The sequence below is a fragment of the Stenotrophomonas indicatrix genome (assembly GCF_050573115.1).
GTDB classification, from domain to species: domain Bacteria; phylum Pseudomonadota; class Gammaproteobacteria; order Xanthomonadales; family Xanthomonadaceae; genus Stenotrophomonas; species Stenotrophomonas lactitubi_A.
The window spans coordinates 1-23,229 of record NZ_JBNYZT010000001.1 but is presented as its reverse complement, the minus strand read 5'-3'; the positions used below and the strand labels follow the sequence as shown (position 1 = coordinate 23,229).

The window sequence follows — 23,229 nt, the reverse complement described above, 5'->3', positions numbered from 1 at the left end:
AAGGGCTCTGACCCCATGCACGCTGACCCCAAGCACGCGAATCCGCAGGGTCAGAGCCCTTCCTGCGGAAAGGATCTGACCCCGGTCTCCATATACCCCGCGGGCATCACCTCATGCCCGCGCGCCACTCAGCGGCACGTGCCTGCGTCGGTAGCATCAAGCCATGCCCACCCTGCCTGCCGAACCGAACGCGCCCACCGTCGCCATCGTGGCCTGCCACGGCCAGGGTCTGTTCGAATTCGGCTGCGCGGTCGGTCTGTTCGCGCCCATCCGCCCCGAACTGGGCGTGGCCTGGTACCGCACCCAGCTCTGCGCTGGCGAGCCCGGTGCGCTGCGCATGCTCGGCAGCGCGCAGGTACAGCTGCCCTACGATCTGAGCGCCGTCGACGACGCCGACATCATCGTCATTCCCGGCTGGCGCGAACCCAGCGAGCGCCCACCGCAGGCGCTGCTCGATGCCCTCACCCGTGCCCACGCGCGCGGCGCACGCATCACGTCCATCTGCTCCGGCGCGTTCGTGCTCGCCTGGGCCGGTCTGCTCGATGGTCGCCAAGCCACCACCCACTGGCGGCTCACCGAAACGCTGGCCCGCAAATTCCCACGCATCCACGTACGCGACGACGTGCTGTATGTGGACGCCGGCAGCATCATCACCTCGGCCGGGTCGGCCACCGGCATGGACATGATGCTGCACATGGTGCGCAAGGATTACGGCGCGCGCGTAGCCAACCTGGTCGCCGAACGACTGGTGCTGGCGCCGTGGCGCGATGCCGAACGCAGCCAGCGCGTCAGCCGCGCGATCCCGCTGGGCGAGCCCACGCGGCTGGCGAAACTGATGGAATGGATGCGGCGCAATCTCCGCGAACCGCATTCGCTGGGCAGCCTCGCCGAGCAGGCCGCGCTGAGCCAGCGCACCCTGCAGCGGCAGTTCCTCGAAGCCACCGGCCTGTCCCCCATCGACTGGCTCATCCGCGAGCGCGTGGCCTACGCCCGCGAGCTGCTGGAAACCACCGACCGGCCGCTGCAATGGGTGGCCGAACAGGCGGGCTTCGGCTCGCAGGAATCGTTCCGCCGGCACTTCCGCGGCATGGTCGACGCCAGCCCCATCGAATACCGCAACCAGCATCGCAGTGGCATCAGCGCTGACCGGCTGGTGGGCTGCTGACAACCGCCCGGTCTTTCCACGCAGCCATCCACCCGGCAAGATGCAGGCACGCCCTGGCCTGCCGATGGAACGGTGATGACTGCTACCCCATACAGGAACTACCGCTTCGGTATCGGCGTTTCGCTGGTCCTGGCCAGCCTCCTCGCCGCGCTTGGCCTGATCGCGGTCTGCACCCCGAATCTCGGCTGGGGCGTAGTGGCGTTGGTCACCCTCGCGCTGTGGGTTGGCGTGCCGCTGCTGGTGCTGCTCCTGCTGGCCTGGATTCGCTACATGGTGCGCGAGCGCGGGCATGTGCCGGGCCGTGTGCATGCCGTGATGTTCCTGCCCACTGTCCTCGCCCTGCTCATCGTTCCCCTGGGGCAAGCGCTGCACAGTACCGTGGACACCGCCACCGGTGGCTCACGCGCAGCCATCGCAGAAACGCACATCAACCTCAGTGGCAATGCACTGTGGCTGGACACCTCACCCTACGCCTCCACCTACTCCGGTGCCGGGCCCGACCTGCCCATGAATGGGCAGACACCCGAGCGCTTCGTTGCCTTCCATCGCTACCCGAACGCACAGTCCGATGCAGACAGCGCCTTCCCCTACGACAACGCACGACTGAAACCAGGCATCGAGCACTACCATTACGGCGCCCCGCCCGGGGGCACCGGCACCCGCCTGCCCCTGCGTCGCCAGTCCTATCCGGAGACCACAGCGCTCACCCGCGTGTGGGGTACATCGGGGGGGCCGGGCATCGTGCACCTCTACTACCACTATGCCGACCACGTCGAGGTTGCCCCCGCGCTGGCGCGTCTGGCCGGCGCTACCGAATACGAGCTCGAGCGCAGCCGCGTGGAAGGGCTGGTGCAGTTCAGGACGCACAACTACGGCGCGGCGCCGATCGTGCGCCTGGAAATCAACGGCGCGACGCTGGACATCGGCGACGACGCCATCGCGCCCATTGCTGCGCCCCCCGCTGCGTGCACGGCGTCCAACCACACCACCGGTGTCGCGCTGTTGAATCTCGACCAGCCGTTGCAGGTTCGCTGGCAGACTGCCGCCGCACCGCAGGAATGGCATCGCGCGCGCGTGCAGGTTCCTGCATTCCGCCAGCCACAGCCATTGGACGGCCAATCCACCCTGCAACGCGTGCTGCTTTACGTTCTGCCCGACGGCACGCTGGCAGCAGAGCGCTACGTGGAAGTGTCCAACGTCGATTCGCGGCGTGCCATCAAGGCCACCGGCCTGCCTGCCAGCGCGGCGGCGTACGCGACGTGCGGCAGCGCCAACGCCACCTATGGCGAAGACGCACCAGTCCCGCTGGCGGACTGATCACCCGGACGGTCCCGCGCAGCGTCAGCCGCGTGCGCGTGCGTTGCGCGCATGTATCCGCCAGCACTGCGCCACGAAGCCGATCGCAAACACCGCCGCACACCCCAGCAACGTCTGCAGGATCACCGGTGCCAGGGGCGCGGCCGCAATCGGATGCGCCACCGGCAGTCGCGTCAGCGTTTCATTCACGCCCGGCACCAACGACAGCAGGAAGCTGAAAGACAGCGCGAACGTGGACAGATAGGGCGCCAACCGGCCAAGGAACCGCAGCCGCGCCGCCAGCACGCCACCGAATGCAATCAGCAGGATCACCACGCCAAACGCATGACCAGGGTTGAGACCCCCGGTGCTGGAGACGGTGAACGACGTCGCCACCGACAACACCAATCCCAGCAGATAGAGCTTGCCCGTGCGCGTAGCTGGATCAATGGCGCGATGGCGGATGAATCCGTAAACGCCGCCGACAATGGGAATCAGGCTGATCGCGGTGTGTACGACGCCCAAGGGAGAAAGCGGATGACTCATGGCAACCTCTGCTGGAGTTATGAACCTACTAGTAGGTAGATTCGATGGACAAAAAGAAGACCCGCTTCGCGCAGGCCTTCCGGGAAACACTCAGGCCGCCGCGCTCACCCGGGCAATCGACAACCGTGCCAGCGCCGCGAACGTCGCTGCATCACCAAAACCGCGCGCCGCCAGCATCGCGCCATGCACCGACGCCATGAAGGCCTTCGCCTCGTCGGCAGGCGTGCCCTGCAGGCGCAGCTGGCCTCGGGCCACGCCCTTCTCCAGCGTCGCGGTCAGCCAGCTGGTCAGATCCTCGAAGTGCCCGCGCACTTCGTCGGCAACCTCCAGCGGAATCATCGGCATCTCGGCGGCCAGCATCGCGCAGATGCAGAACGACGCCGTGCCACCGGCAATGCAGGCCGACCAGTAGTCCACGTAGGCGTTGAGCTCCTGCAACGGGTCCCCCAGCTGCCGATCCAGCAGCGCCAGGCCCTCGCGTGCCTCCGCCCGGTACAGCTCCACCACCGTGCGCACCAGGTCGGCCTTGCTGGGGAAATGGTGGTGGATGCTCGCCTTGCTGATGTTCACCCGCGCGGACACGTCGGCATAGCTGAAACCGTTGTAGCCACCGGCTTCCAGCAGCGAACGGGCATGCGCCAGGATCTCGTGCGCCTTGGGGGAGAGTGACTCTTTCATGGATGCAACCCTACTAGTAGGTAGACGACCTGTCAACCGCATCGTTCGCCCGGCATGCCCGGCGAGCGTAGCGGTCAATGCGAAGACACATACACCGCATCGGCCGACGCCGGCGGCAACGCAAAACTTCGCCGCATGCGCGCCACCTCGGCCGCCGGGGGCAACCCGAACAGGCGCTTGAACTCCCGGTTGAACTGCGACGGACTGGCGTACCCCACCGCCAGCGATGCCGCCTCAGCCGTCATGCCCTGCCGCAGCATCAGCAGCCGCGCCTGGTGCAGCCGCGTGGACTTCACGTACTGCATCGGCGAGGTGCCGGTAATGCTGCGGAAGTGATCATGAAACGTGGCCACGCTCATCTGCGCCTGCGCTGCCAGTGCATCAACATCCAGCGCCGTCGGATAGGCCGCATGGATATGCCGCAGCACCTTGCCGATGCGGCCGAAGCGCCCGCGCATGGCCAGCGCCTCGCGCATCGCCCCTCCCTGTGCGCCGGTCAGCACCCGGAAATACAGCTCGCGCACCAGCGAGGGCCCCAGCACATCTGCCTCCAACGGATCGGCCAGCGCTTCCAGCAAGCGCAGCACGGTGGCCTGCATCGCGCCCTGCATCGGGCTGGACATCATGCTCTGTGCCGGCACTTCGGTGCTGGCGGCGCGCTCGCCCAGTTCGATCAGCAGATCCGCCGCCAGCTGCAGGTCCAGATGCAGGTAGATCGCCAGCAGCGGCGCCTCCGCCGTGGCCTCGGTTTCCATGATGAATGGCACCGGCACCGACACCGCCAGGTAGTGCTGCGCGTCGTACTGGTAGACCTGCCCGCCCAGATAGCCGCGCTTCACGCCTTGGCAGACGATCACGATGCCCGGGTCGTACAGCACCGGCGTGCGCTCCAGTGGCCGGTTCGAGCGCAGCAGCCGCACACCGGGCACTGCCGTCAGCGTGTAGCCCTCGTCCACGGCCAGCGCCTGCAACAGGCCGACCATGCGCGCCTGCGCCGGATGCTGCAGCGGGTCATCGGTCAATCGCATCGGGTGCCCCATAGGAATAGGCAAGAACGACCGAAGCTTAGGCCTGGGCTGCCCCGCACTCAACCACTAACGTGCAAGACCCCAGCTACGAGCCCTCGTCCATGACCATATCCCGCCTCCTCCTCATCACCGGCGTCAGCAGCGGCTTCGGCCGCGCCCTGGCCCAGCAGGCGCTGCTGGCCGGCCATCGCGTGGTCGGCACCGTGCGCAGCGAAACCGCCCGTCAGGATTTCGAAGCCCTCGCGCCGGGTCACGCCTTCGGCCGTCTGCTGGACGTCACCGACGATGCCGCCATCGATGCACTGGTGGCCACCGTCGAAGCCGACATCGGCGCCATCGACGTGCTGGTCAACAACGCCGGCTACGGCCACGAAGGCATCCTCGAAGAATCCACGCTGGACGAACTGCGCCATCAGTTCGAAGTGAACGTCTTCGGCCCCGCCGCGCTGATCAAGGCCGTGCTGCCGCACATGCGCGCGCGCCGCCGCGGCCACATCCTCAACATCACCTCCATGGGCGGCTTCATCACCCTGCCCGGCATCGCCTGGTACTGCGGCAGCAAGTTCGCGCTGGAAGGCATCAGCGAAGTGCTGGGCAAGGAAATGGCGTCATTCGGCATCCACGTGACCGCTGTCGCGCCGGGTTCGTTCCGCACCGATTGGGCCGGTCGTTCGATGGTGCGGGCCTCGCGCAGCATCGGCGACTACGACGCGCTGTTCGACCCGATTCGCCGCGCACGCGAGGCCAAGAGCGGACACCAGCTGGGCGATCCGGTGAAGGCTGCGCAGGCCATGCTGCAGGTCATCGAAAGCGATGCGCCGCCCAGCCATCTGCTGCTGGGCAGTGACGCCGTGCAACTGGTGCGGGCGAAGCTGGCATCGATGGCTGACAGCATCGATACCTGGGAATACCTCAGCCGCTCAACCGATGGCGCAGCGTTGCGGTAGCGCCGCGCCATGCCCGGCGAGCGACGCGGCCCACTCGGTGGAAACCGCCGGGCAGGGCCCGGCGCTACCTACACCGCGCTCGCTCAGTCGTCCTGCACCAGCTTGAACTCCCGCAACAGCCCACCGATCTGGGTCTTGTCCAGCTTGTTCATCAGCAGGTTGCGCAGGAACGCCGGCCCCGGAATGTCCAGCTCCTTGCCATCGCGCAGGCGGCCGGTCGCCGCCAGCAGCGTGCGCACGTCGTAGGTGGAATTGAACACCTCCGGCACGCCGCGCTCGATGCCCAGCAGCGTGTACACCGCTTCCATCGGCGTGCGCACCGAATACTCAGTGGTGAAGATGCAGTCGCGCTGCTTCGATTCGGCAAACTGGCCGATGAAGGCGAAGTTCACCGCGCCCTCCGGCACCACGTCCGGGCGGTCACCGGCTTGGCGCGGCATGAAGAACGCGGTGATGTACGGCATCATCACCGGCACCGTCTTCGCGCCGGTCGCCGCCAGCTCGTCAATCTCCTCCACCGGCACGCCCAGGTGGTACAGCCACTCGCGGGTGATCTCCTCGCCCGTGCAGTCCTGCATCGGCTTGTTCACGTAATCGCCCGGCGTATCCACGAACAGCGAGTACACCCACACCACGATCTGGTCCTTCGGCTGGTTCTTGAAGTGCGGCTGGCGGTTCACCGTCCAGCTCATCAGCCAGCGCGAATCGCGCACGCTCACGATGCCGCCGGTCACCACCCTGCCGCTGAACGGATCGCGCTTGGCAATCTTCTCGATGTACGCCGGAATGCGCGCGTCCAGCGTGGTCACCGTCGCCGATTCCCATTTGGTTTCCGGTATATGCGCACCGAACACATCCGGGCGTCCGAACGCCGCATCCTTGGCCGCGAGGCGTCGCCACAGGTCCCACGCCGGTGCCGGGCCTTCATTCAAGCGCGCAGCAGTATGGTGGTCGCCGTTGTCGGAATTCTCGGTGAGCGAACCGATCGTCATGAACAGCAGATCGTCCGCGCCCAGATCGACGCCACCGGCCTCGCCGTTCCGCGTCCAGTGGATGCGCGTGGCCTGCTTGCGCCCTTCCTGCAGCGCGAAGTCCACATCGGTCACCTCGGTGCCGTACTGGAACCGCACGCCGCGCTCCTGCAGCCACTTCACCAGCGGCAGCACCAGCGATTCGTACTGGTTGTACTTGGTGAACTTCAGCGCAGAGAAGTCCGGCAGCCCGCCGATATGGTGGATGAAGCGATGCAGGTACAGCTTCATCTCCAGCGCCGAATGCCATTCCTCGAACGCGAACATAGTGCGCCAGTACAGCCAGAAATTGCTGTCCAGGAAATCGCGGCCCAGCACTTCGTTGATGCGCTTGTTCTCCATCTCCTGCCGGGTGGCCAGGAACAGCGCGATGATGTCCTTCTGCGCCTGCTCGCTCAGGGTGAACAAGCCATCGGTATGCGCGTCCTCGCCCCGGTTGACGGTGGCACGCTGCAGCGAATAGTTCCGGTCGTCCTTGTTCAGCCAGTAGAACTCGTCCAGCACGCTGGCATCGTCGATTTCCAGCGACGGAATCGAGCGGAACAGGTCCCACAGGCACTCGAAGTGGTCTTCCATCTCGCGGCCGCCACGGATCACGAAACCCTTCTCCGGCACCTTCAGGCCATCCAGCGCGCCACCGGCAATCTGCTGCTGCTCCAGAATGGTAATGCGCTCGCCGGGCATGCGCCCATCGCGCACCAGGAACGCCGCACCGGCCAACGAGGCCAGGCCCGAACCCACGAACCACGCCGTTTTGTTGTCCACGCCCGCCGGCTTGCGCGGGCGCGCGAAGGCCTCGTAGTTGCCACTGCTGTAATACATGCGCGTCTCCTTCCTGGATGGGTATGCCCACTCTAGCGCTGAACCGATGTACCGCATCCTGCAGAGAGGCTGCGACGCAGTGACGCATGCCCGATGCAAGCGCTCTCAACCGCCGTCAGCAGTTGCTTCGGTAGTGAACCAACCTTGGAACCCCTGGATGGCATCTGGCATCAGCGCGCTGGCGCGCTCGCAGACCACCGCTTCGGCCTGGCGGATGGCACTCACTGCGTCCGGCTGCGCGCACAACGCCATCGCCACATCCGAGGCATCCAGCATCGCCAGGTTCACGCCCACGCCTACCGGCGGCATCAGATGGGCTGCATCGCCGATCAGCGTCACACCATTGCGCGGTGTCCAGCGGAAATCCGCCGGCAGGCTGTAGATCGGCCGCCGCACGAAGTCGGTGCACGCGTCCAGAATATGGCGAAGGTTCGGCGCCCAGCCGGTGTAGCTGCCTGCCACCAGCGCGCGCATACCGTGCTGCGCGATCTGCGCATCGAGCCAATCAGAAGGGCGCTTCAGCGCCGCATACACGCAGAACCGATCACCGCTGTTGCGCTGCACGAACAGCGCCTCCTCGCCGCCAAAGCAGAACAGGCTGCCCTGCCCCACCATGGCCCCGATATCCACCGCAGGCTGCGTGATCCATCCTTCAAAGAAGGTAATACCGGTCGGCAGCGGCTGGCAGGCACTCAAGGCAGCACGCACTTTCGACCACGCACCATCGGCACCGATCACGATGTCCGCCTCGGCCTGCACGCCGTTGGCAAAGCGCAGGCTGTGTTGGCCTGCATCTGCGGGTTCCAGCGCGGTCAGGCCATGGCCCCACTGCACCGTGTCGGCCGGAAGCGCATCCAGCATCAGCTGGCGCAGGTCACCGCGGTCGATCTCCGGTTTGTCCATGCTCCCCTCCGGCCCGAATCCACCGGCGGTAATCGCCCCGGACCACGGGTTACCCACCCGCGCCTCCTGGCCTTCGTGGCGTGCCACCGCGCGGAACGCCTCCAGTAGACCGGCGCGCTGCAGCGCCACCTGGCCGGAATCCTCGTGCAGATCCAGCGTGCCACCCTGGGTGCGCTGCTGCCCCGACGACTCGCCCTCGTACACGCTCACGCGGTGGCCGCCGCGATGCAGGATGAGGGCGGCGGTCAGGCCGGCGGGGCCTCCGCCGATGATGGCGATACGTGGAGGGTGCGGCATGAGGCGGCCCATAGAATGGTTGATATATCAACCGTAGAACGTTCTGGTTGACACGTCAACCGAACACGGGCAACGTGGGCTCATGACCTCACCCACCATCACTCCCGACGAGTGGGCCGCCTGGCGCGGCTTCCGGCGCATGGCCGAGATCACCTCCGGCCGCATCGTCCACGACATCACCCGCAGCACCGGGCTCTCCAGTGCCGACTTCGTCGTGCTGATGGAACTGAGCAAGGCCAAGGACCGCTGCCGCCGACAGCGCGAACTGCTGGACTACCTGGAATGGGACAAGACCCGGCTCTCGCACCAGCTCACCCGCATGGCCGGCCGTGGCCTGATCGAGCGCGACACCGACAGTGACAACGTGGTGGTGATCCGCATGACCGCAGAAGGCCGCACCCAGCTTGGCGCAGCACGGCCGGTTCATGTCACCAGCGTGCGCCGTAATTTCCTCGACCACCTCTCAGCCGACGACCTGGCCGCGCTGCAGCAGATCACCGACAAACTGCATGCGGCGCTGCAGGACGCAGAGAACTGAGACGCCGTCAGTTCACAGACGACGGCCCAACACCTGTCCCGGCCAGCCATCCACGTTGAAGGTCGACAGCCGCTCGTAACCGCACGATTCGTAGAAGCGCACCAGCTCGCCACTGCCACCGCCATAGCAATCCACGCGCAGGTAATCCAAGCCCGCCGCGCGTGCCTGCTCGTCGGCGAACGCCATCAAGCGACGGCCGATACCCCGCACCCGCGCATCGCGTGAAGCAATCAGCACGCGCACGTACAACTCGGGTTCGGTTGCCGCAGGCACATACGGCATGGCCTCACCCAATGCCAGGAACGCACGCACCTCGCCCTGAGTGGTTTCCGCCACCCACGCACCGGGCAGCGCGCAGGCGTCGGTCACCTGGGTGATGCGGCGCGGAATGGACGACCAGGCCTCAGTGCCCCACTGCTGCGGATTGCCGATGGCCACGAACCACGCAATCACTTCATCGAACAACCCCAGCACCGCAGGCGCATCGGCCACGCTGGCGCGACGAATCGTCAGCGCCTCTTTTCCTGCATCACTCACGCGTAGTACTCCTTTCATTCAACGAACCCGAACGGCTGCAATCGCCCGGCTCCGCCCAGAATGCCGCCGCGCACCAGGCATCACCACGGCCAAAAGTCCATTGCGCGCCGCTGACCGGTAGTGCCGGCCGCTGGCCGGCAACTGCAATCACTCACCTTCCCCTGGCTGCCGGCCAGCGGCCGGCACTACCACGGCGAAAATCCATGGCGCCGCATCCACCGGCCTAGGCTCCACGGCGGCGGAGTTGACATGCAGGCATTTACCTGCCTATTGTGATCCCACGGACGGCACCCCGCCGCCCACCGTGGAGCCGCAGTCATGGTGGATATCGCACACAGAGTCGGCATCAACGCCCCATCGGCCCAGGTCTACCAGGCCCTGGCCACTCCCGAAGGCATCGCCGCCTGGTGGACCGAAGACACCACCGGTGACCGCCACCCCGGCGGCACCGTCACCGCCCGCTTCACCGCCAAAGGCCAGGAAATCGGCGCCATGCAGATGAAGCTGCTGCAACTGCAGCCGAACGAGCGGGTGCTGTGGGAATTCATCGACGGCCCGCCGGAATGGATCGGAACAACCGCGCGTTTCGCCCTGCACCAGGACGGCGACTACTGCATCGTGCTGTTCAGCCACGAAGGCTGGAAGGAACGCGTGGAGTTCATGCACCACTGCAGCACCAAGTGGGCCATCTTCCTGATGAGCCTGAAATCCCTGCTGGAAACCGGCCACGGCCAGCCCAGCCCGCACGACATCAAGATCGACAACTGGAACTGAAGGCCCCCATGGATGCAGACAAGGTGTTCAAGGCACTGGCCGACCCCACGCGCCGCACGCTGCTGGACCTGCTGTGCGAGCGCAACGGGCAAACCTTGGGGCAACTCTGCGAGCACCTGCAGATGGCCCGGCAATCGGTCACCCAGCACCTGGGCCTGCTGGAAGACGCCAACCTGATCAGCACCGTCAGGCGCGGCCGCGAGAAGCTGCACTTCATCAACCCGGTGCCGCTGCACGACGTCTATACGCGCTGGGTAAGCAAGTTCGAGCAGCAGCGCCTGAGCCTGCTGCATGACCTCAAACAGGAACTGGAAGGAGAATGACGATGAGCGCTGAATCCACCCGTTTCATCCACGTGATCTATATCGCCTCCACACCGCAGAAGGTGTTCGAGGCCATCACCCGGCCGGAGATTGCCCGCACCTACTGGGGCCATGAAAACGTATCGGACTGGACACCCGGTTCGCGCTGGCAGCATGTGCGCGCCAATGACGAACGCAAGGTCGAACTGATCGGCGACGTGGTGGAAAACACCCCACCCTCGCGGCTGGTGATCACCTGGGCGGCCGCCTCGCAGGCGGACAACCCGAAGGCCTACAGCCGGGTGACGTTCGAGATCGTGCCGTATGAGGACATGGTCAAGCTGACGGTGACTCATGACGAGCTGGAACCGGGCAGCGGCATGGATACCGGTATTCGCCAGGGCTGGCCGATCGTGCTGTCGAGCCTGAAGTCGTTGCTGGAAACCGGCAAAGGCCTGGACGTCTTCGCCAAACCCCAGTAGTGCCAGCCCATGGCTGGCAACTCGCGCCCCGGCCCAAGCCAACCCGTGAAGGCGCCTTGATTCCGCTGAACGACGCATGCAACACGTGTTGGCCGCTCACCCGTCAGGCACGCGTTACACCACGTCGACACGGCATCATTGCGACGCAGTCTAAATACCCTTCCACAGGTTCCTCTTGCAGCCCTCTTCCCCTTCGGCCGGTGAACCGGCCCCGTCGTCGCCGGCCTTCATTGAAGTTGTTGTTGTGCGGGCCGGTACCCACCTGTTTGCCATCGATGTTGAAGCCGCGATTGAAATCCGCGGGCCTGAAACCTTTGATCGCCCCGGCAGTAGCGCGCGCCCGCATCTCACCGTGCGCGGCCACGCCCTGCCGGTGGTCGATCTGCGCCAGGCCACTGGCTTGGCCGCATTCGCCCACGGCTGCCCGGCCATGCTGCTGATGCAGGCCGGCGGGGAGACCCTCGCTCTGGCCGTCGACGAGGTGCGGGAGATCGAAAGCGTGCCACGCCCTCAAGTGCAGCCCACCGCGGAGTTCCCGTTCGGGTTCTGCAACCATCACGTCACGCTGGACGCCCTCGGCGAGATTCCCCTGATTGATCCAATGCGGCTTCGGTAACGCGGGTCACCGCACACAGTAGCGCCGGGCCATGCCCGGCGAGCACAGCGGCCAGAATCGCCGTCGTGGCGCGAGGCTGCCATGCTTGCTGTGTTCATACTCGGGAGGCAGTCTGCAAGATGAAATTCTTCACAAGTGCACTAGTATTTTCAGCCGCAATGCTCTCCTCCAGCGTTTCGGCCTCCGAGCCAAAGGCGAGTCCAGAGGCACAGCAGAAGTTCTGGACCCTGACAGAGAGAATTGCCATTGCGTTACCGGGTGATGGGCGTGATCTGCAGAAGCTCATCCCCCCCTCCATTGCGCGCACAGATATCTCCAGCTCAAATGCAGCGCAAGCACGGCGCGCGGAGATTGGTCAGTCACTGTTTGCCGATGACGTCGCTGTTGTGATGGGCAAGAACAATCGTGCCGATGCCGTTTCATTCGATCTTTCAGGCAGCTGCATACCGTTTTCTTCGATCCGCAAACGGTATCCCAGCATTCTGGTGATAAATCACGCCGCGAGTGATCTTGAATGGAATACTCTCGGAACCCAAGTGGGAGATTCAGTCATCGCATTCTGGTTCAAGGGCACGAAGTTCGGTTGCGTGCGCAGGGTTGAGATCACCCCGGCTGCTGGGACATTATCGCGACTTAACTTGGACTAAAAGAGGGCCTCAGGATCGCTTGCGATCCTGAGGCTTCTCCGCTCCGATGGCGGGACAACCCCTGCTTGGCTGATGCACTGGCCGCCGGCTGAATGCTGTCCTCGCACTCACTCACGCCGAACCCGATTCCGACCGCCCTCCGACGGCGCCCATCACAGCATCGCCTGCAGACATTCCAGACAACTCTCGATGAGCGCTTCAAACGCAGACTCCCTGCACAGCAAAGTGGCGGCGGTCACCCTCGGCTTCTGGGTGATGAAGATTGCCGCCACCACACTGGGCGAGACCGCCGGCGACCTGCTATCGATGACGCTCAATCTGGGCTACGTCGCCAGCTCGGCCATCCTGGTGACCATCTTCGCTGGCTTGCTGGCCGTGCAAATGTCCGCACGGCACTTCCACCCGCTGCTGTTCTGGTCGGTGGTGTTGGCTACCAGCACCGCCGGCACCACGATGTCCGACCTGATCGACCGCACGCTGGGGCTGGGCTACGCCACCGGGGCAACGCTGTTGGCGGCTTGCCTAGCACTGGTCTTGCTGGCGTGGCGGCTATCGGAAAAGTCGATCTCGGTCAGCCACATCGCATCGCGCCGCGCCGAAGGCTTCTACTGGACCGCCGTGCTGTTTTCCAACACGCTCGGCACCGCGTTGGGCGATTTCCTCGCCGATGATTCCGGGCTGGGCTTCACCGGCGGCGCACTGCTGATCGGCAGCCTCATCGCGCTGACCGCGCTGGCCACCCGCATCAAGGGCATGAACCGGGTGGTGCTGTTCTGGATCGCCTTCGTGCTCACGCGTCCGTTCGGAGCGACCTTCGGCGACCTGCTCACCAAGCCGATGGAAAAAGGCGGCCTCGGCTTCGGTACCGTGGGTTCTTCGCTGGTGTTGTTCACCATCCTGGTAACGCTGGTTGCGGTGCCGATGCTGCAGCGGCGCGCGCAGCCGGCGAGCTAGCGCGCCGTCCAGCCGCCATCCACCGGCAGCGCCGTACCGGTGATCTGCGCCGCGGCATCCGAGGCCAGGAACACCACCATCTCCCCCAGCTGCTCAGGCGTCACGAACTGCAACGAAGGCTGTTTCTCGGCCAGCAGAGCGCGCGCCGCGGACTCCTGATCCGTGCCGTCCTTCTTGGCCAATGCCGTGATCTGCTGCTCGACCAGCGCCGTTCGCACCCACCCCGGGCAGATGGCGTTGGCGGTGATGCCGGTACCCGCGTTCTCCAACGCCGTTACCTTGGTGAACCCCACCACACCATGCTTGGCCGCCACATAGGCAGACTTGTTCACCGAGCCAACCAGCCCATGCACCGACGCGATGTTGATGATGCGACCGGATCCCTGCTGCTTCATGTAGGGCAAGGCCGCCGCCGTTGAGTGGAACACCGCCGAGAGATTCAGCGCGAGGATCGCATCCCACTTCGCTACGGGAAACTCCTCGATCGATGCGGTGTGCTGGATGCCCGCGTTGTTCACCAGGATGTCGATGCGTCCCATCTTCGCAACGGCGTTGGCGATCATATCCCGCACCGCCTCACCACGGGACAGGTCGGCTCCATCATGCGCCACCCGTACACCGAACTCGGCTTCCAAGCTGGAACGTATGCGTTCGATCTCCGCCGCATCGCCAAATCCATTCAACACAATGTCGGCGCCTTGCCGCGCCAGCGCGGTGGCAATGCCAAGACCGATACCGCTGGTAGAGCCGGTGACCACCGCAACTTTTCCATTGAACATGGGCGAGCTTCCATCGGGCGTAGGCAGCCAGTGTAGCTCCGTAGATCCACGCCATGCAGCTGCCTTCCCTAAACTCACCCCGCAGCCTCACTAGATCCACGCCATGCGTGGATGCCCCTCAATTCAAGGCGTCCTCTGTTCCAATGATCCGGCTCTAGGAACCCGCACCTGGCACCACACCCACTATGCTTGGACCCAGGCTTTCCTTCCCTCCGGCCGGAATACGCTCGCCCCCCGACTTATAGCCAAGGTGGCCTCCGATCACCTCAAAGCACAAGCAAGTTAAGCCGGCGCGAGCATCGTGCAAAAAGAGCTGGAGAAGCAGAAATGAGTTCCATGATGAAAGGCCTTGTGGGTACACAGCTTCTTGCTGCCCTATTTGGTCTCGCGTACTTCACCCTTCTCACCAATCGCCACCATCCGGACGATCTCAGCATCGGCCTGCGGATATGGGGATATTTCGCAGCCATCTTCCTGCTGCTTCATTTGTTCCTTGCATTGAAGCAGTGGTGGCAGAATTCGCGCAGGAGTTAGTGTCAGCACACTCAATCGTGCTGCCGACCCGCCTCGCGGTAAGATGGCTGTGACAGAAAAAAACACGGGCGCCACCACGGCGTACTTGCTGCTTACCGATTTCCACAGGTAAGCCCCATCACTTCCAATGATCCGGCCCCAAAAACGGCAGGCTCAACACAAACACCGGCACTGCCACAGGCACCAACGCCGCGCCCAGGACCTTCCCGGCCGTCGCCCCAACCCCTGGCTTGTCCGTATCGTCCGGCCGGATCCGCTCAGCCCGCGCAGTAATCGACTGCGGCAACTTCGCCTTCGCGGACAGCGCAGCAGCGTTCGGCAACTTCACCCGCTCGCCATCACTCTCGAACAGCGCGCTGTAATAGCTGCCGCCCTGCCTGGAAAGATTGCAGTCCGGGTTGGCCGCCAGCTCGTAGCGGCTCCGGGCTTCAAGGATGTACGGCTGGCGCGTCAACGCAGCGATGGCCTTGGCCACCCGCGGGCTGATCTCCAACCGCTCCAGCTTGAACTGCGTGGCCTGTTCCGGCGTCACCTGCTCCGGCCGCAGCAGCAGCGCGTAGCTGCCATGCACCTTGCTCCTGTCGGCCGGAACGCGCCAGTCCTCACGGAAGTACAGCTGCGCGCAGACCACGGCCTCGCGCAGCGGGCTGTCCATCAGGGCGCGGTAATCACGGAACGGCGTGGCGTCGAAGCGCATCGGCTCGTCATAGACCGGCAACAGGTACAGCTTGCCGTCGTCGGCCACGAACGCGCCGGTAATCTCGCGACTGGAATGGTGGTAATCCGGCCCACTGGCGCAGCCAGACAGCAGGCCAAGGCACAGGGCGGAGAGAATGAAGAGGATGGACGTTCGCATGTCGTGTTGAATGGCTTCCCTGAAAAACCGACCTCGCCCAAAAGGACGAAGCCAGTCCACCATGGTGCCATGGCGCAGCATGCGATGAAGAAACCGACTTACTTCAACCGCTCCACCAACCGCTGCCCCACCTCCAACGCCGAAGCCGGGTTCTGCCCGGTAATCAGCTCACGATCCACCACCACATGCCCGGTCCACGGCGTGGTGTTGCTGCTGAACCACGCACCCGCCCGCTGCAACGCGGTCTGCGGGTAGAACTTCATCTCACCGCCGCCCAGCAGCGGCTTGGCCTGCTCTTCTTCCTGATTACTGATCACCGTCATCTGGTAACCGCTGTAGATCCACTTCGGCGTAGCCGGCATCGCACCGGCTTCCAGCGTCGCCACGAAACCACCCGCATCCGGCAGCGTGGACAGCAGCGCGATCGGCCCGTGGCAGACCAGCACAGTGGTCTTGTTGCGCTGGTGGAAGTCGGCCAGCAACCGGCCCAGCGCCGGGTTCTTCAGCAGGTCCTGCATCGGTGCGTGGCCACCGGGAATGTAGACCGCATCGAAACGCGCGTAGCCCTGCTGCTCGACACGCGCCAGGCTGACCACCGGCGAGGCGGTCGGCGAGGTCAGCGCCAGCTTCTCCAGCAGGTCCTTGTGCACCTTCAACTGCGCGGCATCGTTGCCGAAGTACGCCGGCGTCACCGAGGACGCATCCACCGTCGGCGCCCGCCCCTGCGGCGTGGCGAAGGTCACTTCGTGGCCCGCGTCCAGCAGCAGCTTGACCGGCTGCATCAACTCGTTGAGATAGAAGCCGGTGGACAGCACCTTGCCGTCCTTCAGGTCCAGATGGTTTTCGTCGGACAGCACCACCAGCACGTTGGCGGCATGGGCGCCGGTAGCGGCCAGGGTCAGGGCCAGCGCTGCCGCCAGCCGGGTCATCAGGTTCATGGGGAGCTCCTATCGGGGAATGGCCGCCACTTTATTCATCGCCCCAGCGGCGATAAATTGGCCCCATCGCAAAACATCTGTTCCCCGGAGAGCCAAATGAGCCGCAAGTTCGACTACTTGGGCGACGTGGAGGTGTTCCTGGCGGTGGTCGAGCACGGCTCGTTCACGGCCGGCGCGGTGGCGCTGTCCACCACGCCCTCGGTGCTGAGCCGCGCGGTCACCCGTCTGGAAGCGCGGCTGGGCCGGCAGCTGCTGCAGCGGACCACCCGCCGCGTGGGCCTGACCGACGCCGGACGGCTCTACCGGGAACAGGTGCGCACCGCCTTCGGCCTGCTGGACGACGCCGAGCGCGACGTACTGGCCCAGGACGGTGCGCTGGCCGGCCGCGTGCGCCTGAGCGTGCCGACCACCTATGGCCACTACCGGCTGCCGCCCGTGCTGGCGCGCTTTGCGCAGCAGTACCCGCAGGTGCAGGTGGAACTGAACATCACCAACCGCAACGTGGACCTGGTGGCCGAAGGCTTCGACCTGGCCATCCGCTTGGGCCAGCTGCCGGACAGCGGGCTGGTGGGGCGCACGCTGGAAGACGCCCCGCTGCTACTGGTGGCCGCGCCGGACTACCTGCAGCGCCGCGGCACGCCGCAGACGCTGGACGACCTGCAGCAGCACCTGTGCCTGCCCTTCGTGATGCCGCGCACCGGGCGGCTGGCGCCGTGGATCTTCCGCGACGGCGGGCGCGACGTGGACTGGCTGCCGCGTTCGTCCATCGAGACCTCCGACGATGTGTTGGGCGTGGTGTCGCTGGCCGAACAGGGCATAGGCATCTGCCAGAGCTATGAGTTCATCGTGCGTGAGCGGCTGCAGCGTGGGGAGCTGGTGGAAGTGCTGCCGCAGCTGCGTGGGAGATCGCGGCCGTTTTCGGTGATCTATGCGCCGCATCGGCGGCAGTCGGCGGCGGCGCGGGCGATGATTGAGCTGCTGGTGGGGAATGCGGCGGCCGTCGAGGAAGGCGTTGGTTGAGGTATCTGATCCTCCCTAGCGGTGTCGGGTTTGAACCGATTTTCGGACCACGCGGCTGATGCGGCGCAGCTCCCTGCCAAGGCCGACTAAGAACTGTTGCAAAGAAGGCCATCGCACTATTCGCTTGTGGCACGGGCGATTGCGCCACTTTGATTCGCAATCAACATAGCGGCTGCGCGAATGCGTCTCGTGGCGTCGCGTGCTGCACGAAGGGCGCGTGTAACAATAGTTCTTCGCTCTCGAATCGCGCGATTTCTTCGCGAGTTCCAATTTGCATTCGAAGCGACCGCGTAAACACCATGGCGTGCCACCGACAACGGGTGGCACCGGGTCTGCAAACCCGCGATGAGAAAAGCACCAGTTGTTTGCGCTTGCCCGTCGGCACCGTCCTTAACCGGTGCCGGCGGGCAATCCGTCGGCCTTTATGGCGGGCGGTGCGTGGGGGTCTTCGGGCCCACCGGTCTATGGTGCTATCTCATCCCGGTTTGCAGCCACGCATCGTCCGCCACCCCGCTTACGCGGTGGCGCTGTTAAGCACAGCCAAGGAAACCGACGCCATGAACGAATCCGAGACCTTCTCTTCGTACACCGTTGTTGAGCCCATCAACGACGACACTCCCCTGCCCGACCTGAACTCCCTACTCGGCATCCTCAAGCGCATTCGCGACTGCGAGGGTGCAGATGGACTGCCCTGGCCGGAGAACGACGTTTCACCCGGCCGCCGAGTGAGCCTGGCACGCAGCGAACGCGCGATGGTGGGAGCGCTGACGGTGTTGGAGGTGCTGCATGCGGCGGACCGCTGCCGGGTGGCGGCGGACCCGGAGCGGCATTTGGATGAGGGGGTGGTGGACGGGTTGTTTCTGGCTTGCCGGGGGCTGGTTGAGTGGGCTTGTCGGGAGGTTAGGCCGGGGTGATTGAGTCCAAGCGAGCACACGAGCAGCTGGTTTGATCGAGCGAAGTATCGGCCAACGTCCGCTTCCGGCCAGAAGCGGACGCCCACGCGGCACAGCCCTAGCCAGCGCTTGCCCCAACCGCTTGCTACTTCATCGCTACACACTACGCGGGCCACGCCTCGCCGATCACGCCCAGCACGGATTTCAGGAACAGCAGCGCGATCACCGCGCCTGCTGCGATGTCCGGCCAACCGCTTCCGGTCAGCGCTACGCCACCCTCTTGTCCGCCGTGGCCCCGGCCAATGCGCATGAACAGCCCGCCGCGCACGACGACCACCACGATTAGGCCGTGGAGCTTGATGCGGTGACCCTTTGTCCGGACAACTCCTTGCTGAAAAGCTTGGGTCAGATTTTGCTGCTTTCCTGAAATGGCGCGCCAGCCTCGTCGCGTTGGTAGCCTTCAAGTTGGCAGAGGGTGCCATTCCGGGAATTGAGGCCATACTGATCGAAGGCTGCAACTGAGGTAGTGGGCTGGGCGTGGGCCGCTCGAATGGGTGCAGGCTGACCCTCGACGCGAGTGAATGGTGGGGGACACCAGCGGTGTGGAATAGCGGCCTGGGGACGAGAGAGTCAGACAGCTCATCGAGCGCTAGCCGTAATCCGGAGATAGCTCTGTCGGGCGAGGCAACCTGTGAACACCCCTTCTGCCCCGTGACCTCCCTGGCCCCTGATAGCGAACACTAGCCGGGGCGGGGACTGACTACGGCCCCCAATCAAATCATGCATCTCCATATTCGGCAGGGAAATGGGACCTGCTGGCTAGAAGAACAATGCTCGATTCGCTATTCTCTACAGCTGGGGTTGCAGGAAGATTTGGTTGCCGCTGTATCGCGGCATTAGAAACAATTGCAAGGTGGATTTGCCGGGTGGCGCAGAGTGCAGCTCTACGCTCGCCATGCGTGCAAGAGAGTTCCTGCAACCCCTTTTCTCCCATCACGGTATGGATGAGGCATGAGCAAGCTGCTAGCGCTAAAGGGATGCACCAGTGCAAGCGACGTCGCGCATCTCATTGACTTCCAACCCAAGGCGCTTGGCTACGTATCCTGGGGAACCAAGGGGCGCTATAGCGCGTTTGATATTCCTAAGCGCTCAGGTGGAAGGAGAACCATCCACGCTCCGATACCACAGCTAAAGCTGGCGCAGCGTAAGCTATCCGATCTCCTGCAAGAGTGTGAGCAGGAGATCGAGGCATCTCTAGGTGTGAGGCGACGATTGTCGCACGGCTTCCGAAAAGGCCATTCCATAATGACGAATGCCGACGTACACAGAAATCAGAAGTACGTATTGAACTTCGACCTGGAGGATTTCTTTGGCACTATTAACTTTGGCCGAGTGCGTGGATTTTTCATCACCAACAAGCACTTCAGCTTAGCGCCGGATGTTGCGACGCTCATCGCTCAAATAGCTTGCCACAACAGCAAACTCCCGCAGGGTGCACCCACCTCACCCGTTATTTCCAATCTGATCGGGAACATCCTTGACATGAGGTTGGTCAAGCTGGCGAGAGCTCACGGTTGCTCGTATTCTCGATACGCTGACGATATTACGTTCTCGACCTCGACGCCCGAATTTCCGCCTGCAATCGCAGGTGAAGCAGCTCCGAATGACTGGATGCTGTCGAAAGATGTGCTTCATGCCGTTCACGCATCGGGCTTCACGATTAATCCGTCAAAGACCCGCATGGCCTACCGTAGGTCGCGTCAAGAAGTCACGGGAATCGTCGTCAACAAGGTCGTAAACGTCAACGCGGACTATCGCCGTCGCGTGCGTGTGATGGTGCACCATCTCTGCAGCACTGGCGACTTTCATCGTGCCAACGCCACTATTAGTGCGACTGGGGTTACAAGTGTTTTCAAAGAGACGGGCACTCGGCCACAGCTTCAAGGAATGATCAGCTTCCTCCAACAAGCGGAGGCGTTCCGCCGGGGTGCCTCACCGTTGCCCCTAAAGTTGAGCGCCATAGAGAAGCTTAACCGTCGATTCTTATTCTACACGCGCTTTGCTTCTCCTGACATGCCGATGCTCGTCTTTGAAGGCAAGACGGATTCAGTGTATCTAAACGCGGCGATTAGAAACCTTGCGCCTGCATACCCCGCCCTTGCGAACAAGGCCGGGCTGCTTGTTCAGCTGCTGCGGCAGACAAAAACCATTGAGCGCTTGTTCGGCCTCAGTGGTGGCGCCAAGCCATTGATCAACTTCATCAAGGAATACCACGACGAGTATCGCCATATCCAAGGCCCGAAGGGAAGCCGGCCAATCATTGCCATATTCGATAACGACAGCGTAGCTCCTGGTGTCATGAACATGATTAGCGGCATCAAGAAGACCGCGCCGGTCGCTGGAACTCAGGTAGTACGCGTCTTTGATAACCTCTACGTCATGCTCACCACGCCGCTGGGCCATCCAAGTCACTGTATCGAAGACTGCTTTGATCCAGCTTTCGTGACGTCAGCCCTGGGCGGAAAAACCATCAATTTTACTAGCAATGCTAACAAGGCGAATGAAGTAAGCAAATCGTACTTCGCCGAACAGATCGTTCGACCAAACTGGAAGACGATCGATTTTTCTGGATTTAAGCCACTCCTGGATCAGATCGTCAAAGTGATTGATGCGCACACTGCATAGCTGCGGCACACTTCCAGTCCCCTGACGTGCGCAGACACTGTCCGGTGCAAATTTGGATAGAGAATGAGCGGGGCGTGGCAATTTTCAACCAACGCAGCTGCTCGTTTGAATTGTTCACTGAGCTTCCCGTGCGGGCACCCTACCCGGTTGTGGGGTGTTGCACTTGGAAGTTGAGTCTAAGGAGTCCGGTACCAACAGCGCTTGATCTACTGCCGTTCGACTTGATTGAAAGTCGGGTTAGAATTGCAATCATTGCTTGCAAAATTTGATCACATGGAACGCTATCTGCTCGATCGAGCGAAACTGCAGCCTGGCGATATCGTCCTTCAAGCCGGCATCATGCCGCACAGCAAGGCCATCATGCTTGCCACCGGGGGCAGGTACTCCCACGCCCTCCTCTACGACAGCAACTCAATGATTGAGGCGACATTGAGTGGAGGTGTTTTTAGCAAAAACCCCCAGCGAGTTCTGGTGAGAAATCCGGCGCACTTGGCGGTGTACAGGATGCGGTCGCCTCTGAATACCGAGTTGCTCCACACTGTCATGTCCACAGCCCGTCAGAAGACTGCTGCTCCGTACGCGACGATTGAGGCAATCGGGGCAGCATTTCGTAGCAGGCATTCCCGCAGTGGTGCCAGCAGCGGCCAGTTCTGCTCTCGCTTGGTCGCTCAAAGCTTTTCGGCAGCTGGCATACAGCTTGTGCCCAATGCTGATTTCTGCTCCCCCCACGACCTGACTCAATCGCCACTCCTTGAGCAGATACACGATGTGGTTCGGCTGGCGACCCCGGAAGATCTCAAGATCTACGATTCGGTCGACATCAATCTCCGAAATCAAAGAGCCACGCTTCGCTGGGTAAGACGTGCTCGAGTGCTTGCAGCCAAAGAGAATCAGGAGATTGCTGGGCAGTCTGACGTTCTCAAGTTCCTAATAGACCACCCTGAGCACGATGATGCTGTGGTTGAGTGCATCCGAAGCACCACGTATCTAAGCAACTTCAATCACGACCGCGCGGCCAATGCTTACCGGTATAACGAGGACGCCTTTGTAAGGCGTCTAGTGGAGAAAGGCCGCGATAAGGAAAGCTTTCTCCGCGATGAGATCGGCAAGGAGCTATCACTTATACCGAGGTATGGCCGTAACTTGGCAGCGATGCGACAGCATGCACATCACTGCCTATCCTACGTTGAGGAACATATTCTTCTCTATGTTTCGCTTCTAGCCCAGATAGAGGAACGCCTGAAAGTCATTCTTCGTGTACTAAGTAGAATTGGTTCCGAGGAGCCTGGGCATGCGGAGCTCGCATCGCGCCTTTTGCAGGACGTGCAAGCGGCGAGATTACAGATCGAGTTGCCCGACGCACCTAATCCTACGCGAGACGCCGCGAGGACGAAACGCGACAACTCAAAGTAGTTGAGTCTGACCGATGGCAGTACACCGCTGAAATCTTCCACAATGGCGCGGGATAGCTCGATCGCGTGCTCGCAGATAAGGTGAGCGAGGCCGATCGCGATGTGCACCATTACGTGCAGCGGGACGTCACCATCTGCGATGGATGTACCGACCCACGCCGGTGAATGCGTCAGCCCCCCCCCCCCCCCCCCCCCCCCCCCCCCCCCCCCACCCCCCCCCCCCCCCCCCCCCCCCCCCCCCCCCCCCCCCCCCCCCCCCCCCCCCCCCCCCCCCCCCCCCCCCACCCCCCCCCCCCCCCCCCCCACCCCCCCCCCCCCCCCCCCCCCCCCCCCCCCCCCCCCCCCCCCCCCCCCCCCCCCCCCCCCCCCCCCCGCCCCCCCCCCCCCCCCCCCCCCCCACCCCCCCCCCCCCCCCCCCCCCCCCCCCCCCCCCCCCCCCCCCACCCCCCCCCCCCCCCCCCCCCTCCCCCCCCCCCCCCCCCCCCCCCCCCTCCCCCCCCCCCCCCCCCCCCCCCCCCGCCCCCCCCCCCCCCCCCCCCCCCTCCCCCC

Annotated in this window: 25 protein-coding genes; 15 read left to right on the top strand and 10 right to left on the bottom strand. The window is 63.8% G+C overall.

What is annotated here, in order from left to right:
• Positions 1 to 163: 163 nt before the first annotated feature.
• Both ftrA and ACQ5SA_RS00120 read left to right on the top strand, forming a co-directional pair.
• Positions 164 to 1,165, top strand: coding sequence for a transcriptional regulator FtrA (ftrA, locus tag ACQ5SA_RS00125; RefSeq protein ID WP_353099014.1), 1,002 nt, complete (start codon positions 164 to 166; stop codon positions 1,163 to 1,165).
• Positions 1,166 to 1,240: 75 nt separating this feature from the next.
• Positions 1,241 to 2,482 (top strand): hypothetical protein, encoded by a 1,242-nt coding sequence (locus tag ACQ5SA_RS00120; protein WP_353099013.1) that lies wholly within the window; start codon positions 1,241 to 1,243, stop codon positions 2,480 to 2,482.
• Positions 2,483 to 2,506: 24 nt separating this feature from the next.
• Here ACQ5SA_RS00120 and ACQ5SA_RS00115 read toward each other — a convergent pair whose 3' ends face one another.
• The 3 genes from ACQ5SA_RS00115 to ACQ5SA_RS00105 form a co-directional block, all read right to left on the bottom strand.
• The gene (locus tag ACQ5SA_RS00115; RefSeq protein WP_353099012.1) at positions 2,507 to 3,007 is read right to left on the bottom strand and encodes a hypothetical protein; all 501 of its coding nucleotides are present in this window, start codon (positions 3,005 to 3,007) and stop codon (positions 2,507 to 2,509) included.
• 90 nt (positions 3,008 to 3,097) lie between these two features.
• A complete protein-coding gene (locus ACQ5SA_RS00110) occupies positions 3,098 to 3,685 on the bottom strand; it encodes a TetR/AcrR family transcriptional regulator (protein ID WP_353099011.1) in 588 nt (195 codons plus the stop codon).
• A 74-nt stretch (positions 3,686 to 3,759) separates the two neighbouring features.
• Positions 3,760 to 4,713, bottom strand: coding sequence for an AraC family transcriptional regulator (locus ACQ5SA_RS00105; protein ID WP_353099010.1), 954 nt, complete (start codon positions 4,711 to 4,713; stop codon positions 3,760 to 3,762).
• A 101-nt stretch (positions 4,714 to 4,814) separates the two neighbouring features.
• Between ACQ5SA_RS00105 and ACQ5SA_RS00100 the strand changes: the two genes are divergently transcribed.
• Positions 4,815 to 5,660, top strand: a complete 846-nt coding sequence (locus ACQ5SA_RS00100) for an oxidoreductase (RefSeq protein WP_499311871.1) — start codon at positions 4,815 to 4,817, stop codon at positions 5,658 to 5,660.
• An 83-nt stretch (positions 5,661 to 5,743) separates the two neighbouring features.
• Here ACQ5SA_RS00100 and ACQ5SA_RS00095 read toward each other — a convergent pair whose 3' ends face one another.
• Both ACQ5SA_RS00095 and ACQ5SA_RS00090 read right to left on the bottom strand, forming a co-directional pair.
• Positions 5,744 to 7,513: an oleate hydratase gene (locus ACQ5SA_RS00095; RefSeq protein ID WP_499311869.1), complete on the bottom strand. Its 1,770-nt coding sequence runs from the start codon at positions 7,511 to 7,513 to the stop codon at positions 5,744 to 5,746.
• Between the two features lie 105 nt (positions 7,514 to 7,618).
• Positions 7,619 to 8,713: an FAD-dependent oxidoreductase gene (locus ACQ5SA_RS00090; protein ID WP_499311867.1), complete on the bottom strand. Its 1,095-nt coding sequence runs from the start codon at positions 8,711 to 8,713 to the stop codon at positions 7,619 to 7,621.
• 82 nt (positions 8,714 to 8,795) lie between these two features.
• Between ACQ5SA_RS00090 and ACQ5SA_RS00085 the strand changes: the two genes are divergently transcribed.
• Entirely contained in the window at positions 8,796 to 9,251 is a 456-nt protein-coding gene (locus ACQ5SA_RS00085) for a MarR family winged helix-turn-helix transcriptional regulator (RefSeq protein ID WP_099821289.1), read from the top strand.
• A 12-nt stretch (positions 9,252 to 9,263) separates the two neighbouring features.
• On the opposite strand, the gene ACQ5SA_RS00080 is transcribed toward ACQ5SA_RS00085, so the two are convergent.
• Complete coding sequence (locus ACQ5SA_RS00080; RefSeq protein WP_499311865.1) at positions 9,264 to 9,788, bottom strand: GNAT family N-acetyltransferase; 525 nt, start codon at positions 9,786 to 9,788, stop codon at positions 9,264 to 9,266.
• A 318-nt stretch (positions 9,789 to 10,106) separates the two neighbouring features.
• Here ACQ5SA_RS00080 and ACQ5SA_RS00075 point away from each other — a divergent pair, with 318 nt between their 5' ends.
• The 6 genes from ACQ5SA_RS00075 (at position 10,107) to ACQ5SA_RS00050 (ending at position 13,563) form a co-directional block, all read left to right on the top strand.
• Entirely contained in the window at positions 10,107 to 10,562 is a 456-nt protein-coding gene (locus ACQ5SA_RS00075) for an SRPBCC family protein (protein ID WP_499311864.1), read from the top strand.
• Positions 10,563 to 10,570: 8 nt separating this feature from the next.
• Positions 10,571 to 10,885 (top strand): ArsR/SmtB family transcription factor, encoded by a 315-nt coding sequence (locus tag ACQ5SA_RS00070; RefSeq protein WP_100436164.1) that lies wholly within the window; start codon positions 10,571 to 10,573, stop codon positions 10,883 to 10,885.
• Positions 10,886 to 10,887: 2 nt separating this feature from the next.
• A complete protein-coding gene (locus tag ACQ5SA_RS00065; protein ID WP_499311862.1) occupies positions 10,888 to 11,346 on the top strand; it encodes an SRPBCC family protein in 459 nt (152 codons plus the stop codon).
• Positions 11,347 to 11,521: 175 nt separating this feature from the next.
• Positions 11,522 to 11,962 (top strand): chemotaxis protein CheW, encoded by a 441-nt coding sequence (locus ACQ5SA_RS00060; protein ID WP_499311860.1) that lies wholly within the window; start codon positions 11,522 to 11,524, stop codon positions 11,960 to 11,962.
• Positions 11,963 to 12,081: 119 nt separating this feature from the next.
• The gene (locus ACQ5SA_RS00055) at positions 12,082 to 12,609 is read left to right on the top strand and encodes a hypothetical protein (protein WP_499311858.1); all 528 of its coding nucleotides are present in this window, start codon (positions 12,082 to 12,084) and stop codon (positions 12,607 to 12,609) included.
• 189 nt (positions 12,610 to 12,798) lie between these two features.
• Positions 12,799 to 13,563, top strand: coding sequence for a COG4705 family protein (locus ACQ5SA_RS00050; protein WP_499311857.1), 765 nt, complete (start codon positions 12,799 to 12,801; stop codon positions 13,561 to 13,563).
• Here the strand turns inward: ACQ5SA_RS00050 and ACQ5SA_RS00045 are convergent.
• Positions 13,560 to 14,342, bottom strand: a complete 783-nt coding sequence (locus ACQ5SA_RS00045) for a 3-hydroxybutyrate dehydrogenase (RefSeq protein ID WP_499311855.1) — start codon at positions 14,340 to 14,342, stop codon at positions 13,560 to 13,562. The genes ACQ5SA_RS00050 and ACQ5SA_RS00045 overlap by 4 nt on opposite strands.
• A gap of 327 nt (positions 14,343 to 14,669) precedes the next feature.
• On the opposite strand from ACQ5SA_RS00045, the gene ACQ5SA_RS00040 reads away from it, so the two are divergent.
• A complete protein-coding gene (locus tag ACQ5SA_RS00040; protein ID WP_499311853.1) occupies positions 14,670 to 14,876 on the top strand; it encodes a hypothetical protein in 207 nt (68 codons plus the stop codon).
• Between the two features lie 118 nt (positions 14,877 to 14,994).
• Here the strand turns inward: ACQ5SA_RS00040 and ACQ5SA_RS00035 are convergent, their stop codons facing one another.
• Together ACQ5SA_RS00035 and ACQ5SA_RS00030 are read right to left on the bottom strand one after the other, a co-directional pair.
• Positions 14,995 to 15,732, bottom strand: a complete 738-nt coding sequence (locus ACQ5SA_RS00035; RefSeq protein ID WP_499313234.1) for a hypothetical protein — start codon at positions 15,730 to 15,732, stop codon at positions 14,995 to 14,997.
• Positions 15,733 to 15,830: 98 nt separating this feature from the next.
• Complete coding sequence (locus ACQ5SA_RS00030) at positions 15,831 to 16,670, bottom strand: type 1 glutamine amidotransferase domain-containing protein (RefSeq protein WP_499311851.1); 840 nt, start codon at positions 16,668 to 16,670, stop codon at positions 15,831 to 15,833.
• Between the two features lie 96 nt (positions 16,671 to 16,766).
• Here ACQ5SA_RS00030 and ACQ5SA_RS00025 point away from each other — a divergent pair, with 96 nt between their 5' ends.
• Positions 16,767 to 17,690 carry a LysR family transcriptional regulator gene (locus tag ACQ5SA_RS00025; protein WP_499311849.1) on the top strand — a complete coding sequence of 308 codons (924 nt, stop codon included), beginning with the start codon at positions 16,767 to 16,769 and terminating at the stop codon, positions 17,688 to 17,690.
• Positions 17,691 to 18,247: 557 nt separating this feature from the next.
• Positions 18,248 to 18,604 carry a hypothetical protein gene (locus ACQ5SA_RS00020; RefSeq protein WP_499311848.1) on the top strand — a complete coding sequence of 119 codons (357 nt, stop codon included), beginning with the start codon at positions 18,248 to 18,250 and terminating at the stop codon, positions 18,602 to 18,604.
• Positions 18,605 to 18,746: 142 nt separating this feature from the next.
• Here the strand turns inward: ACQ5SA_RS00020 and ACQ5SA_RS00015 are convergent, their stop codons facing one another.
• Positions 18,747 to 18,923, bottom strand: coding sequence for a hypothetical protein (locus ACQ5SA_RS00015; protein ID WP_499311846.1), 177 nt, complete (start codon positions 18,921 to 18,923; stop codon positions 18,747 to 18,749).
• Positions 18,924 to 19,594: 671 nt separating this feature from the next.
• Here ACQ5SA_RS00015 and ACQ5SA_RS00010 point away from each other — a divergent pair.
• Complete coding sequence (locus tag ACQ5SA_RS00010; RefSeq protein WP_499311844.1) at positions 19,595 to 21,268, top strand: retron Ec67 family RNA-directed DNA polymerase/endonuclease; 1,674 nt, start codon at positions 19,595 to 19,597, stop codon at positions 21,266 to 21,268.
• Between the two features lie 273 nt (positions 21,269 to 21,541).
• Positions 21,542 to 22,681, top strand: a complete 1,140-nt coding sequence (locus ACQ5SA_RS00005; RefSeq protein ID WP_499311842.1) for a hypothetical protein — start codon at positions 21,542 to 21,544, stop codon at positions 22,679 to 22,681.
• The last annotated feature ends 548 nt before the right edge of the window (positions 22,682 to 23,229 follow it).